Origin of the sequence: Brevibacterium picturae, from assembly GCF_030453725.1 — a bacterium.
Taxonomy (GTDB): domain Bacteria; phylum Actinomycetota; class Actinomycetes; order Actinomycetales; family Brevibacteriaceae; genus Brevibacterium; species Brevibacterium sandarakinum_A.
In genome coordinates this window covers 15,571-29,478 of the sequence record NZ_JAKDJU010000021.1, presented here as the reverse complement: position 1 = coordinate 29,478, position 13,908 = coordinate 15,571, and the positions used below count along the sequence as shown (strand labels likewise).

The following is a 13,908-nucleotide window of genomic DNA, read 5'->3' as shown; positions in this document are numbered from 1 at the left end:
ACGGAGTGTTCGCGAAGCTGCCGTTCTTCGGCCAGACCGTCGCCGATTCCATCGCGCAGGGTGCCTTCAGCCTGCTGCCGCAGCAGCTGCCTCAGCGCATGCTCGACTACCGTGACCGGTTCGAACACCACCTTCTGCTCGTCGTCAGCGGCGAGCAGAAGCAGGAGACCGAGAAGTTCCTCACGGCCTTCTTCGCCGAGGCGGGCCATGACGGTGACTTCTTCATCGCCACGTCCGATGAGGCTCAGTCCGCCATGCTCCACCGCTTCGGTGCCGCCAGTGCCGCCACGCGCTACTTCAACCTCAACCGTGACGATTCCTCGGACATGATCACCTTCGACGTGGCTCTGAAACGAGATGACGATGATTGGCTCGAGGTGCTGCCGAAAGAGATCTCGGATCAGCTGCACATCAGTTCCTATTATGGTCACTTCTTCTGCCACGTCCTCCACCAAGACCATGTCGCGAAGAAGGGCGTCGACCCGGTGGCGCTGAAGAAGCAGATGATGGCACTGCTCGAGGAGCGCGGAGCCGCCGTGCCCGCCGAGCACAACTATGGGCGCCTCTATCATGTTCCCTCGGAGATGGAAGCCCACTTCAAGGAACTCGACCCGTGCAATGTCTTCAATCCCGGGGTCGGTGAGACCTCGCCGCATAGGAACTGGGCCTGAGCCTGGCTCCCCGGCTCGGTTCAGTCCGCGTTGCGTCTCAGTCCGCGGCCAGGCCCAGGCCGCGGCCAGGCCCAGGCCGCGGCCGGGCTCAGCCTCGGTCGGGCTCAGGCTCAGTTCGGCTCAGCCTCAGTTCGGCTCAGTCCTCGTCTTCGATGTCCGCTGCGGCCGCGGCCTCGAGGCGTGCCTGTTTGAGTTTGCGGAAGCGCGAGACCGCCATGACGGCGATCGCGGCAACCGCTCCGATGACGCCGCCAATGATCATGGAGCTGCCGCTAGCGCTGCTGATGGTCGTCCCCAAGCCGGCTTCGACAAGAGGGTGACCGGTGGACTGATGAAATCCCACGGCGAAGACCCAGGCAAAGGCAACTAGGGCCATCACGATTTGGGTGAGGACCAGCCGTCTGGGGGCGGCGCGGGCTGTCGCAAGTGCAAAGTCGACACCTGCACGCTTGCAGTAGCCGGAGACTACAAAGGTCAAGAGTCCGGAGCCCAGAATCAGGGGAATCGTCCAAAGGCCCGCTCCGATAACCGCCAACAAAAGGGAGAGACTCAGGAAGACGTATATGGATACCACGGAACCGAACGTGTATGCCCGGAGAATGACATCGCGTTCACGCTCGTCGCCCATCGACGGGTCATTGAGTCCGGCGATGGTGTCGGCGAGTGCGTTGGGCTGCTTCTTGCCCGGCCGATTATTCACTGTTCCTCCTGAAGAGAGAAGATCTGTTCCACTGTGGTCTCCAGCGCCCGGGCGATCCGAAGCGCCAGGTACACGCTGGGGGCGTAGTCGCCGCGCTCAGTGGCGATGATCGTCTGGCGCGATACGCCGGTGAGCTGGGCCAGCCGAGCCTGCGTGAGGCCGGTCGCTTTGCGGACACTCTTGAGGTCCGAAGTCTGAACTTCCATCCCGCCTCCTGGGGCACGGCACCTTTGTCAAAGTTCCTTTACATCAAAAGTAAAGCATCGTTGACATTAGAATGTCAAGAAAGTTTGACATCGACGCCGCAAGTGAAGTCGACGCCGCAAGTGCAGCGCCCCGGGTGCCCGCCCCGCTCTGCAAGAGCGAAGTCCCGTTGGGTCAGCCCAGTCCGGCCAAGCCCGCAGCCAGGATCCAGCCGAGCGTGCCGTCGATCTCCTTGAGGAGCTCATCGCGCGGCGGTTGATAGTCGCTGATGACCCAGTTGACGACGATCTGCACGCCGGCGCCGACGAGCACGTCGCCGAGGACGCGCTGTTGCCCCGCGGTGAGCTCGGGCCCGGGCATCGTCGCCGATAGGCGGACCGAGAGCTCGTCGCCGATCGCCCGTCCATGGGAGCGATACAGCTCGTCGATGCGCGCGCTGACCCCGAGGACTTCGAAGAGGTGGACCCTGGCCTTCACGGGGTTGGCCTGCGCCCAACTGAGGAAGCCGGAGACGAAGCCGCGCAGGACCATTAGGGGCTCATCCTCGTCTCCGGCGAGAACCGAGTCGCGCAGATCGGCGACCACCCTCCCGTAGACCTCGCAGAGGAGGTCCTCCAGGGCGGCGAATGATTCGTAGAAGTAGCGCTTGTTGAGTCCCGCGGACTCGCAGATCGCCCCGACCGTCGTGGCTCGATAGCCCACGGTGCCGAAGAGCTCGATCCCAGCAGCGATGACCTGCTCGCGGCGTGCGCTCTTGCGCTCCTCGCGGCTGGCACCGGCATACGGACGTCCCTGATCAGTCACAGTGTGATCTTGACAACTCTCATCCCAGAACACAAACTGGCACGACTCCGTACCAGAAAGGTCGCTGATGAAGTCGAGCACATCAGGAGACGCCGCGCTCAATGCCACACGACGCACGCATGACCTCGCCGAGGCGATCGCCGACGACGAACCTATCGACCTCGTCGTGATCGGCGGCGGGTTCACCGGAGTCGGCGTCGCACTCGACGCAGCGGCCCGGGGGCTGAGTGTCGTGCTGGTCGAGCGCAAGGACCTCGCCTCGGGCACCAGCAGTTGGAGCTCGAAGCTCGCCCACGGCGGTCTGCGCTACCTGGCCAAACTCGACTTCCCGATCGCCTGGGAATCAGCCGTCGAACGCGGCCACCTGATGAGTCGGATTGCGCCCCACCTGATCCGCCCGATGCAGATGATCTTCCCGCTGCACAGCGGCGTCAGCCGCTTCGATGCCGCGCTGGCAGGCACTGGCTTCCTCGCAGGAGATGTCCTGCGGATGTTCGCGAAGACTCCCGGATCGCTGCTTCCACACCCCAGCCGGATATCGACTGCCGACGTCAATCAGCTGGCGCCCGCCACCGCCAAGTCCGGCCTGCGCGGCGGACTGCTCAGCTGGGACGGACAGCTCGTCGATGATGCCCGATTCGTCGTCGCCATCGCCCGCACGGCTGCGGCCCACGGCGCGCGCATCATCACCTACGCCTCCGCCACCGGCGTCGAACCGGGATTGGTCCACTTCACCGATGAGCTCACCGACGACCGTCATACGATCCGCGCGAAGCAGGTCGTCAACGCCGCCGGCGTCTGGGCCGACTCGCTGTCGGACGATGTCGAACTCGTCCCGAGCAAAGGCTCACACCTGCTGGTCAGGGCCGAGAACATCGGCTGCCCGTCCGCAGCTGTCACCGCGCCCGTGCCCGGCCACTTCGGCAGGTTCGTGTTCGCAGTGCCATGGCCAGACGGCCTCGTCATGATCGGTCTCACCGATGACCCGCACTCCGGACAGATCCCCGAACGGGCCCGCCCGGACGAGGACGAGTGCACATTCCTGCTCACCACCATCAACACCGTGCTGGAGACGCCCCTCACACCGGAGGACATCGTGGGCAGCTACGCCGGTTTCCGGCCACTGCTCAAGGGCAGGGGAGAAACCAGCGCAGACCTCTCACGCAAGCACGCACTGCTGCGTGACCCACACACCGACGTCCTCACGATCGTGGGCGGCAAGCTCACAGGATACCGACGCATGGCCGAAGACGCCGTCGACGAGGTGGTCAGGGCCGGCGGATTCACAGCAGAGCCGTGCCGCACCACGACGCTCAGCCTCGTCGGAGCGGGATCTCCGGATCCGGGAGCCTCGGAGCACCTGGTCCAGCGCTACGGCACCGACGCGGCCACGGTCGCGGCATACGGCGCCGACGATCCCGGGCTGAACCAACCGGTGAGAGCGGGAATTCCCCTCAGCGGCGCGGAGATCCGGTTCGCCGTCGAGCACGAACTCGCCGTGACCGTTGACGACGTGGTCGACCGCCGCACCCGGTGGGGGCTCGTCGACGCCGACCGCGAGGACCTGGCCGCCGCCGTGCGCAAGCATGCCCCAGAACTGATCGACAACCCAGCAACCGAGAGCACACAGGAAGAAGGCTGACCCACATGGACAACACGCAACCGCGGATGCGCTGGTGGGGTTGGGGCGAGGACGGCAACGACGGCCCGGTCGAACCCGGGGCCAAGAAGATGCTGACCGAGACCTGTGGCTGGCCCAAGGGCGCCAACCGTCCGCCGGTCGAACTCGACGCCGTCGAACTTCCCGACGACGACCTCCCCGACGATTCCCGCGCTCGCTTCGACGAGCTGCTGGGCGCCGAATTCGTCCGCAGCGACCACGCGACCCGCGTCTCCCATGCCGCCGGTCGCAGCGTCCCCGACCTGATCCGACTGCGCAGCGGAGACGTGCCCTTCGCTCCCGACGTCGTCCTCTACCCCGCATCCGACGCCGAGGTGGATGAGCTGTTGGCCATCTGCCGGCAGGAGCGCATCGCTGTCGTTCCCTTCGGCGGTGGGACCAGCGTCGTCGCCGGCCTCGATGCCTTCCGCCGGGACTTCCGCAGCTGCGTGTGCATCAGCCTGGCCCGCCTCGATGAGATCTTCGACCTCGACGAGGAATCACTGACGGTGACCGTTCAGGCCGGCGTCTTCGGCCCGGACCTGGAGAAGAATCTGCAGGCCAAAGGCTTCACCCTCGGCCACTTCCCGCAGTCCTTCGAATTCAGCACCGTCGGCGGCTGGGTCGCCACACGCTCGGCCGGCCAGCAGTCGACCGGCTACGGACGGATCGACGAGAACGTGTTCGGCCTGCGCTGCTCCACGCCCAACGGCCCGGTCGAGCTGCGCACGATTCCCGCCACGGCGGCCGGACCCAACCCGCGCCAAATGTTCGTCGGCTCCGAGGGCACGCTGGGCATCATCACTCAGGCCACACTGCGCATCAAGCGCCGGCCAGAGACGACCCTGCCCGATGCCTGGTTCTTCCCTGACTTCCATTCGGGCGCGACAGCCCTGCGCGAAATGGAGCAGGACGGTCTGCACCCCGACATCGCGCGACTCTCCGACGTCAACGAAACGGAGTTCGGTCTGGCACAGCTGGGCAGCGCCGTCCAGCGCAAGGGCCTCAACGCCTATCTGCGCGCACGAGGCGTTGCGAAGCCCTGCCTGCTGGTGCTGCGCTACGACGGCCGCAAGTCCGCTGCCAGATTGCGCCGGGCCGGCGGACGTGAGATCGCCAAGGCGCACAAGGGCGTCAGCATCGGAGGCTCGCCGGAGACCATGTGGGAGAAGCACCGCTTCTCGACGCCGTATCTGCGCGACCAGCTGATGACCGAGGGCATCATGGCCGAGACCATGGAGACGGCCGCGCCGTGGAGTGCCATCGAGCAACTGCACGACACGATCAAACGCGAGATCGAGACGACGATGGCCGAGCGCGGCACCCCTGCCCTCGTGCTGTGCCACGTCTCGCACCTCTACACCGCAGGCTGCTCGCTCTACTACACCGTCTTCGCCCAGCAGCACGACGGCCACGAGATGGAGCAGTGGAAGGCACTGAAGACTGCGGCCTGTGACGCGATGGTCGACAACGGCGCAACGATCACCCACCACCATTCGACCGGTGCGGACCATGCTCCTTGGCTGCCGCAGGAGCAGGGCGAACTGTGGCTGCGGATGCTGCGCGCGGCCAAGGCCGAGGTCGACCCGGAGGGAATCATGAACCCCGGGAAGCTCATGAACGGACCGACGCAACTGTGAACGCGCCACCGTCTGGAACGCAGGCGTCCCGCACGCAGGTCTCGCGAACACGGGTGCCCGTCATCCTCAATCCGGCGGCACGCAACGGCGCCGTTGCGAAGCGGATCGAGCCGCTGCGGAAGGCCTTTGCCGCCAACGGTCTGGAACCGGTGCTGATCCAGAGCACGAGCGAGCAGAACGCGAACGACCTCGCCGCCGAATTCGCGGCGCAGAACGCTCCGGTCGTCGTCTCTCTCGGTGGTGACGGCCTGGTGCGTGCAGTCGCCGCCGGACTCGTCGGCACGAACACCTCGTTGGGCATCATCGCCGGTGGTCGCGGCAACGACTTCATCGGCAAGCTCGGCATCCCGAAAGACATCGCGAAGGCCGCAGCCATCATCGCTCACGGTCGCGATCGCGCCATCGACGTCCTCGACCTCGACGGGCAGATCTGCGTCGGCAACGTCAGCCTCGGCCTGGACTCCGCCGTTCAGGAATACGCCGATTCCGTCCGTCGAATCAAGGGACACTGGGTCTACCTGTACGGCGTGATCCGAGCGATCATGCAGCCGCGACGCATCGAACTGGCACTGACCATCGATGGTGAAAGCCGCGGGTTCCGCGGCCTGTCGGCGGGCTTTGCCAATTCGGGTCGTTATGGCGGGGGACTGAAGCTCTCGCCCGAGGCCGTGCTCGATGACGGGCTCATCGATGTGGTCCTGCTCAAGGACGCTTTCCTCCCCCGGCTTGGAGCGGAGGTGGTGGCGTTCACCCTGGGTCAGCACAAACTGCACCCGCACATCCACTTCGGCCATGCCCGCGAAATCCTCATCGCCACACCGCAGGGTGCGAAGCCGGTCGAGATCGTTGCCGATGGTGACGCGGTCGCCCATACCCCTGCGACGCTCACGATCCGTCCGGGCTCGCTGAAGGTTCGCACCCCGGCGAGTCAGGTGCAGTGACCGGCCCTAACCTTCGATGTCGACTCGCTTTCGGTCCCGCTGCAGCCGGACCTCGTGGCTTGAGCGCGAGGGGTTGAGCAGTTTCAGCAGCGACAGTGTCAGCAGGGCGCCGATGATGGCGCAGCCGGCGGGCAGCAGCATCGCGGTCTTGGCGTTCGCGGCGTCGATGATGTTGCCGGCGATCGCCGACCCGAAAGCCACGCCGAATCCCAGGGAGGTGCCCAGCCAGGCGAAGGCCTCGGTCAGACGCCGAGGTGGTGCCAGCTGCTCGATGACGGAGTTCGCACCGATGAGGCTGGGAGCGATGGTGAAGCCGACGATGAACAAGATGATCGTGTAGGTGACCATGTCCTGGGCCAAGAGCATCGAACAGGCGCCGGCCGCCAGAAGAGCCACGGTGACGCCGAAGCGGTGATGGGTCGCCGAGTTCCAGTTCCGCGACCCGTAGAGTGCCCCGGCGATGAGTGAGCCCAGAGCGAAGGCGCTGAGCAGGATGCCGGCCAGGGATTTCACGCCCTGCTCGTCGGCGAAGGCCACGGCGATGACGTCGATGGCACCGAAGTTCACGCCGAGGAACACGTTGACGATGATGATCGTGAAGATACCGGGGTTGGAGAACACGTGGCCCTTGGCCTCCATGGTGCGCTCCACTGGTGGCGGTTCGGTCGACTTCTGAATGTAGAGCAGCAGCGAACCGACGCTGACGGTGAGCATCGAGAGGATGATGCCGGCCGGTGGCCACACGGCGGTGGCCAGCACGGTGGCGACAACGGGTCCGGTGACGAAGAGCAGCTCATCGGCGACGGACTCCCAGGAGAACGCGGTCTGCAGCTTCTTCGGTGAGTCGACGATGTGCGACCAACGCGAGCGCACCAGTGAGCCGACGGAGCCGACGGTGGCTCCGCCGATTCCGGCGAAGACGAAGATGAAGCCCACCCACCAGTCGAGGTAGACGGTGATGATGAGCATCAGCAGGGCGAAGAGGTGCGTGATGACGATGGGCACCATGACCGCAGACTGGCCGCGGCGGTCGACGAGGCGCGCGATCCCGGGACCGGCAAGTGCTTGGACGATCATGTACACGGCGGCGACGATGCCTGCCAGACCATAGGAGCCGCTGACGCCTTGAATGAACAGGACGATTCCCAGGCCCAGAACTGCGATGGGCATACGTGCAACAAGACCGGCCAAGGAGAACTTGAGGGCACCGGGAAGAGACAGAATTTCCCGATAGTTGTTGAACACCAGGAAAGTCTACCCAGCGCATCCGGCGCCCACCATAGGGATACGGCGTTATTGCCGGTGAATCGGGTCACCTCGGCGAGGGTGAAGGTACGACACAGCGGCACCGCCAGTGTGAGGAGTCCGGGGAAATATGACAAAACCTATACAATTGCCAAGATTGCAATCTCCTCCCGCCGGCGGTCCCGCCGCATTGACTGAAACCCGGAGTGCCGATGACGGACAACAGCAGTTTCGACGAACTGTTCGACAGCCAGGATGACCGACCGCAGCGCCCGCGCCGCAAGAAGAAAGTGTGGCGCAAGGTCCTCGTCGCCATACTCGTGATCGTCATTCTCGGCGTTCTCGGCGTCGGCATCTACCTGTGGAACATCGGCCGCACATTCGACAACAACGCCAACCAGCTCACCGACGAGCAGATCTTCGGCACACAGCGCCCCGATGACAGGAAAGAAGAGAGCGGCACAAACATTCTGCTGCTGGGCTCCGACGAGCCGATGGACGAGGTCGACGTCAACGACTCCCGCGGACTGCGCTCGGACACGATCATGGTCATGCACCTGCCCGAGTCCGGCTCGAAGGTCCAGATCATGTCGATCCCGCGTGACAGCTGGGTCGACATCGAGGGCCACGGCCAGGCGAAGATCAACTCCGCACTCTCCTACGGCGGGCTTCCGCTGGCCGTGTCCACAGTCTCGGACTTCATCGGCACGGACCTCGACCATGTGGCGATCATCGACTTCCAAGGCTTCAAGGCGCTGACCGACAGCCTCGGCGGGGTGAGCGTGAACTCGGAGCAGAGCTTCGAGAAGAACGGCTACACCTTCGAACAGGGAGAGAACCTCCTCAACGGCGACGAGGCCCTGACCTTCGTGCGCGAACGCAAGTCCTTCCAGGACGGCGACTTCCAGCGCGCACGTAACCAGCAGGCCTTCATCAGGGGCCTGACCAACGAGATCATCTCCGCCGACACACTGTCGAACCCGGTGAAGATTCAGAACATGGTCGAGGATTTCTCGCCCTACATGTACGTCGACTCCGGCCTCGACGCCCAGTACATCTCCGCCACGGCCTTCGGCATGCGCGACGTCCGCCCCGGCGACATCGAGTTCTTCACCTCCCCGACGGCCGGAGTCGGCACCTCGAGTGATGGTCAGTCGATCGTCAACGTCGACGAAGAGGAACTGGAGAAGGTCCAAGACGCGTTCGCGAACGACACCCTGGACGACTACGTGCAGAACGCTCCGGAGTCGCATCTGTAGACAGTGGATCACATCGATCACCCCCGCCGAGGTGGTCTGACGTGGCTGCCGGCCGAGCAGCAAGAACCCCGCCCCAGGATGTCCTGGAGCGGGGTTCTTCGCGTCAGTCGGCGAATTGGACCTTGTGCACTGCGTTGGGTGCACCCCATTCGTCGCCGTTCTCGAGGGCCTGGTTGGAGACGCCGACGCTGAGCTTCTCTCCGGTGACGGTGTTCTCGTAGTCCACGTAGGTTGTGCCCGCGGCTCCCTCGCCGCCTGTGTGTTTCCAGCGGGTCGCGTTCTCGTCGCCGTGGTCGGCCAATTCGGCAGCGGCGTCCTGGGACGCGAATGCTTCGACCCGTTCCGTGTTGCCCTGGCCCCAGGCGATGACGAGCTGGTCGGCATATTCGGTGGCATCGCTCGGGTAGTGGACGGACTGTGGCTTGACGTCTGCAGCCGCAGTCTCCGACGTCGAGGCTGCCAGGGCCGGCCCACTGGCGAGTCCGATTCCAGCGAGACCGGCAATGCTCGCGATTCCCAGAGCTGCTGCACGATTGCGGATGGTGGTCTGCATAGAGTCGATCCTTTCTGTTTGAGAATTGTCGCCGATGGGTGACAAATCGTCGACGTCGCCCAGTATTGCGAATGTGCATCGGGCTGGGTCGACAGCGGCTGAGAGGAGGCTCGGAGAGTGTCACAGCTTGAAGACGGGTTCTTTGCAGTTCTGCGTCAGCGCAATCGTCCGAGAATGCGGAAGCTCTTCCGGCTTCGACTGTCACGCGGCAACTGTCCTTGCAGTTGGCCCCGGCCGCACAGCAGCCTCGCTGGAACCGACGGGGCCCCACAGAACCGGTGTTAGAGAGCATTGAATGCGACGTTTTCGTGTGCGCAGTGATACTCGATCGTGATCTGGCTTCTCGGGTCGATGAACAATCGCAGTGATGACAACTCGAGCCAAGAGCTGAGTCCATGACGAGATTGATCATCCGAACACGACACCCTTATCCATGTTGCGCTCCGACTGTTATTGCCTTAATAGTAAGCTCGGCAAGAAAACGTGTAGTCAACATGGAGAAAAGTGAATAGGACCACGCTCGGACTTGCCGCCATTGCCGTCACAACTATCCTATTGGCCGGATGCGGAACAGGCACCGGCTCAAAACAGAACGAATCAGCAGGGGGTACAGAGACGACCAGCACCCAGGCCAACCCCAAAGACGCCGAGGAGAAAAAGGCGGTTAAGAGTCATGACGCCCTCGCTCCTGAAGACTACAGCGACCGTCTCTTGTCTCTCGCAGATGTCCCTGACTCCCTCAGTATGGACGAGGAGGGCCAGTTCGGTGAATCTACAGAAGGGCTGTCGTCAGATAAAAGCGGCACAGAAGTAGTCAGTTCTTTGGCTGAGTGCGCTATGAATCAATACGGCACAGTCGTGCGAGGAGCTCCAGAAACAACCGCCTACCGAACGTTCACCGAATCGAGCGAATCCGGCTCTCTCGGAATTGTCACTTCACTATCGAAACCCACAGAGAACCCTGATGTGGTCAAGGATTCTATCGACAGTGCTATCAGCGAATGCATGCTGATTGATCCAAAGATCACGGCTGGCAATCCGATCGAATCTGTGGACAGCTTTGAACCCAGCGGAACCAAAGGCGAAGGCATCTGCACGACAGCATTCGACGGCAATCTTGGCGACCAAGACATAACCCTCGTCGGTACTACGTGTTTCGTCTCATGGGCCGACGAGATTCTGGCTATCTCCTATTCTGCAAGCATGTCCGGTGCCAGTTCTTCAGTCGACCAGGCAGCCGTCGACGGAGTCCAGGAAATAATGGAAACTGAAATTTTGCCGCCGGCCTTCCAAAAAGCCGGATTCGACAAGTAGTTACCTACCCTCTCCTGCCCTGCCAAACCCCAACCATATGCGCGGTCTGATCTGCCACAAACAAGCGGCTGTTCCGTCCAAGCTTTGTGCCAATGGGTGCGATGAAGGCAACTTCGCACTCGGTGTGCTTCAGGCCCGCCCGTGTTCTTTGGTCTGGTTCTTCAGCACTCCTGCCGTCTATTCGCTTGCGACCTTGTGTGCGGGTGCGAGCCCTCAGAAGTCATTGCGACCATGATCAATGGTCTCAGACTGCACCAGCTGCCGGAGACTCATTAGCGATACGCGATCGTGATCGCGAATCGCCGCCCCCGGAGCCGCACCGCCGTTTCGGAACTGTCGAGCTCAGCCTCGAGCCTGCTCACGATGCCACTTCGAATGGAGGCAACGCAGCGGGGGAGACATCAAGCGACCGCAGAACACGACGCAGAGCACCGGGCGAAGCGTAAGCTCCGTGCTTCTCCAGAGTTCGGATTGCGTCGACTGTGGTGTTCGACTGCTCAGCCAGATCCGCTATGGGGAGTCCGCTGATCACGCGCTCGCTCGCAATGATTTCGGCAAGATCTTCAGGTGCTCTCAGGCACTCTGTCGTCTTCCTTGCCAGCAGCTTACTGACTTCCTGGTTCTTCCCCAGATGGGCAAGCGCCACGAGCCGGTGGCCGAAATTCACGGGGGTGCCGTGCCTGCGGGCGGCGCCTAGTGGGAACCAGCGACGCAACAGGAGGGCGGGGTCACAAGCGGAGCGCAGCAATTGAAGTCGTTGGGCAGTGCGTGTCCGATCGTGACCGCGAAGACCGGCCAGCGATCGGTAGTGGAGTGCCTCCGTGAGGTGTCTCTGAGCCATCGGCGCGAGCGGTCTCCCGCGTCCGGGCCGCGTTGTGGCAGCGTCGACGACCCAGGTCGTTCCGGATTTTCGCCCAGGGATCAAGCCGCTGGCAGCCAGTGCCCTGGCTCTGCGTTCGGACACGCTCAGCCGTTGCTCCGCTTCCCTGATCTTCAGGTCACAAATAGACCGCACCGATATGCAAGATCAATGGAAACTCTCTGCCACCCAAGCTCACCCCACCGGCACTTCTCGCCGTCTTCGCTGCCCGCGAGTGAAGTAGACACCGGCCAGCACCGTCGCGATCACGAGCAGCCCGAGGGCGCCGGCGAGTGCTGCGTCGAGCCCGAGCAGAGCGAGCAGACCGCTGGTGGCCATGATGCCCACTGCGTTGGTCGTGCGCAGCAGCGCGAACATCTCCGCACGCCTCTCCTCCGGGGCAAGGCTGTCGAGGGCGAGCAGGTAGAAGGTGTCGAGCATCGGCAGGAACCAGCCGACGACGAGGGCACCGGCAAGGGTGAGGGCGATGTGGCCGTCGAACAGGAGCAGTGAGAAGGCGGCGGTGGTGATGGCGAAGAAGGCTGTGACCTTCCATCGGCCGGGCATGCGGTTGCGGATGCTCACCCACACTCCGCCGAGGACCGAACCGATGCACAACGCCAACGCGAACAGGAACGCCCACGCCGGATCGAGGCCGAACGACAGGGCGAATGACACCGCTCCGACCTCGATTCCGGCAATGGCGGCACCGGTCGCACCCGACGCGAACAGCCAGATCCAGACCACGCGCGGCACGGGGTTGCGGCGGCTCGAACGCCGGCTGGCAGCTGGGGTCGACCGTGCCTCGGGGATCTTCGGAATGAGCACCATCGGTCCCGCGCCGAGGATGGTGACCACGGCCATTGCTGCAACCGGTGACCACGCCCCGAGCAGCGAGGCGAGGACCGGTGAAGTGGCGAAGGCGACCTCATTGAGGGTGGCGGCAATGCCCAATGCGCGCGGCATCCCGGCGGGTTCGACGAGGTGGTTGAGCAGTGTTCGCAGATATCCGTAGGCTGCGCCGTTGACCAGGCCGGCCACGACGACGGCGATCATGAGATAGGCGAACGGCGCCGACACCGCGGCCAGGATCGTGACTGCGATGAGGCCGAGTGTGCGGAACGCGATGAGGGTGCGCAGGTAGCCGACGCTGCCGAATCGCTGACCGAGTCGGGTGATCGGCACCGAGCCGAAGATCTGTGCCGCCGTCATAGCGAAGACCAGACCCGCACCCGACTCTGCAGATCCGGTGATGGGCAGTGCGAGGAGCGCGAAGGCGATGGGTGCGGCTGCCTGCGGCACACCGAAGGTCCCGTACCCGATCTGCCAACGCAGCACGTTGAGGCGCGAACGTGAGGGACCGCCGTTGTCCTGCGGTGGCGTTGGTTGAGTATTCTCCATCAGGCTCCGATGACCACGCGGATGAAGTCGACCGGGGCCTCCTGGCCCGCTGTGTAGGAGTAGCTCTGGTCGGTGGGGGTGTTGGTCGACATTCCAGCGGAAAGTGTCTGTGTCTCGTCGGGGAGTTCGAGCGCGAGCTCCCCGGAGATCACGTGGAGGATTTCTTCGGTGCCGGCACGGTCGGGTTCTGCCTGGTACCTCACGCCTGGTCCGAGATGCCACCGCCACAGTTCGGTGCCCGGTGCTGAGGACGCGCCGAGGAGATGTGCCGTGCTTTCGTGCGGTCCCTCCCAGGCCAGGGTGTGGCCGCTGCCCGGATCAGGCTGGCCGGTCCCGCCGGGGTCCGCGGATGTGCGCTGACCACGATCACAGGAGGCGGAGCTGTCAGGCCTTGACGAGGCCTTGCCTCTGAGCGCGAGATCGGCGAAGTTCGCATCGAGGGCGTGGGCAATGCGGTCGATGGTCGCCAGGCTGGGGTTGGCCTGGCCCAGCTCGATCTGAGTGAGCATTCGGCGGCTCAGTGAGGACTCATCGGCCAACTGTTGAACGGTCCAATCGCGAGCCCTGCGAAGGTTCCGGACGCGGTCACCCACGCGGTCGAGGAAGGTCTGGATGCGGGGGCTCTTCGTTGACATAATGAGCACTATACTGCACGCT

At 63.9% G+C, this 13,908-nt stretch carries 12 protein-coding genes and 1 pseudogene; 6 read left to right on the top strand and 7 right to left on the bottom strand.

Annotation, left to right across the window (positions count from 1 at the left end):
• Window positions 1–671, top strand: a pseudogene (locus L0G76_RS04085) (D-lactate dehydrogenase); the annotation flags it as partial.
• Window positions 672–807: 136 nt separating this feature from the next.
• On the opposite strand, the gene L0G76_RS04080 reads toward L0G76_RS04085, so the two are convergent.
• From L0G76_RS04080 to L0G76_RS04070, 3 genes are all read right to left on the bottom strand, one after another.
• Complete coding sequence (locus L0G76_RS04080) at window positions 808–1,371, bottom strand: hypothetical protein (protein ID WP_304356050.1); 564 nt, start codon at window positions 1,369–1,371, stop codon at window positions 808–810.
• A complete protein-coding gene (locus L0G76_RS04075) occupies window positions 1,368–1,577 on the bottom strand; it encodes a helix-turn-helix transcriptional regulator (protein WP_304356049.1) in 210 nt (69 codons plus the stop codon). The genes L0G76_RS04080 and L0G76_RS04075 overlap by 4 nt, the downstream gene beginning before the upstream one ends.
• A 172-nt stretch (window positions 1,578–1,749) precedes the next feature.
• On the bottom strand, window positions 1,750–2,379 hold the full coding sequence (locus L0G76_RS04070; protein WP_304356048.1) for a TetR/AcrR family transcriptional regulator: 630 nt from the start codon (window positions 2,377–2,379) through the stop codon (window positions 1,750–1,752).
• A gap of 67 nt (window positions 2,380–2,446) precedes the next feature.
• Here L0G76_RS04070 and L0G76_RS04065 point away from each other — a divergent pair, with 67 nt between their 5' ends.
• The 3 genes from L0G76_RS04065 to L0G76_RS04055 are packed head-to-tail and all read left to right on the top strand — an operon-like array spanning window position 2,447 to window position 6,620.
• Entirely contained in the window at window positions 2,447–4,021 is a 1,575-nt protein-coding gene (locus L0G76_RS04065; protein WP_304356047.1) for a glycerol-3-phosphate dehydrogenase/oxidase, read from the top strand.
• A gap of 5 nt (window positions 4,022–4,026) precedes the next feature.
• Window positions 4,027–5,679, top strand: coding sequence for an FAD-binding oxidoreductase (locus L0G76_RS04060; protein WP_304356046.1), 1,653 nt, complete (start codon window positions 4,027–4,029; stop codon window positions 5,677–5,679).
• A complete protein-coding gene (locus L0G76_RS04055) occupies window positions 5,676–6,620 on the top strand; it encodes a diacylglycerol/lipid kinase family protein (protein WP_304356045.1) in 945 nt (314 codons plus the stop codon). The genes L0G76_RS04060 and L0G76_RS04055 overlap by 4 nt, the downstream gene beginning before the upstream one ends.
• Window positions 6,621–6,626: 6 nt before the next feature.
• Here L0G76_RS04055 and L0G76_RS04050 read toward each other — a convergent pair whose 3' ends face one another.
• Complete coding sequence (locus L0G76_RS04050; protein ID WP_304356044.1) at window positions 6,627–7,865, bottom strand: MFS transporter; 1,239 nt, start codon at window positions 7,863–7,865, stop codon at window positions 6,627–6,629.
• Window positions 7,866–8,077: 212 nt separating this feature from the next.
• Here L0G76_RS04050 and L0G76_RS04045 point away from each other — a divergent pair, with 212 nt between their 5' ends.
• Window positions 8,078–9,124 carry an LCP family protein gene (locus tag L0G76_RS04045; protein WP_304356043.1) on the top strand — a complete coding sequence of 349 codons (1,047 nt, stop codon included), beginning with the start codon at window positions 8,078–8,080 and terminating at the stop codon, window positions 9,122–9,124.
• 103 nt (window positions 9,125–9,227) lie between these two features.
• Here the strand turns inward: L0G76_RS04045 and L0G76_RS04040 are convergent, their stop codons facing one another.
• Window positions 9,228–9,677, bottom strand: coding sequence for a hypothetical protein (locus L0G76_RS04040; protein WP_304356042.1), 450 nt, complete (start codon window positions 9,675–9,677; stop codon window positions 9,228–9,230).
• A gap of 504 nt (window positions 9,678–10,181) precedes the next feature.
• Here L0G76_RS04040 and L0G76_RS04035 point away from each other — a divergent pair.
• Window positions 10,182–10,991, top strand: coding sequence for a hypothetical protein (locus L0G76_RS04035; RefSeq protein ID WP_304356041.1), 810 nt, complete (start codon window positions 10,182–10,184; stop codon window positions 10,989–10,991).
• Between the two features lie 1,054 nt (window positions 10,992–12,045).
• Here the strand turns inward: L0G76_RS04035 and L0G76_RS04030 are convergent.
• Window positions 12,046–13,251, bottom strand: coding sequence for an MFS transporter (locus tag L0G76_RS04030; protein ID WP_304356040.1), 1,206 nt, complete (start codon window positions 13,249–13,251; stop codon window positions 12,046–12,048).
• Entirely contained in the window at window positions 13,251–13,886 is a 636-nt protein-coding gene (locus tag L0G76_RS04025) for an XRE family transcriptional regulator (RefSeq protein WP_304356039.1), read from the bottom strand. The genes L0G76_RS04030 and L0G76_RS04025 overlap by 1 nt, the downstream gene beginning before the upstream one ends.
• Window positions 13,887–13,908 lie beyond the last annotated feature (22 nt).

What these genes read in the sequence shown, in the direction of transcription:
- L0G76_RS04075 (WP_304356049.1), bottom strand. Translation starts at nt 1,577, where the DNA reads ATGGAAGTTCAGACTTCGGACCTCAAGAGTGTCCGCAAAGCGACCGGC.
- L0G76_RS04065 (WP_304356047.1), top strand. Translation starts at nt 2,447, where the DNA reads ATGAAGTCGAGCACATCAGGAGACGCCGCGCTCAATGCCACACGACGC.
- L0G76_RS04060 (WP_304356046.1), top strand. Translation starts at nt 4,027, where the DNA reads ATGGACAACACGCAACCGCGGATGCGCTGGTGGGGTTGGGGCGAGGAC.
- L0G76_RS04045 (WP_304356043.1), top strand. Translation starts at nt 8,078, where the DNA reads ATGACGGACAACAGCAGTTTCGACGAACTGTTCGACAGCCAGGATGAC.
- L0G76_RS04040 (WP_304356042.1), bottom strand. Translation starts at nt 9,677, where the DNA reads ATGCAGACCACCATCCGCAATCGTGCAGCAGCTCTGGGAATCGCGAGC.
- L0G76_RS04030 (WP_304356040.1), bottom strand. Translation starts at nt 13,251, where the DNA reads ATGGAGAATACTCAACCAACGCCACCGCAGGACAACGGCGGTCCCTCA.
- L0G76_RS04025 (WP_304356039.1), bottom strand. Translation starts at nt 13,886, where the DNA reads ATGTCAACGAAGAGCCCCCGCATCCAGACCTTCCTCGACCGCGTGGGT.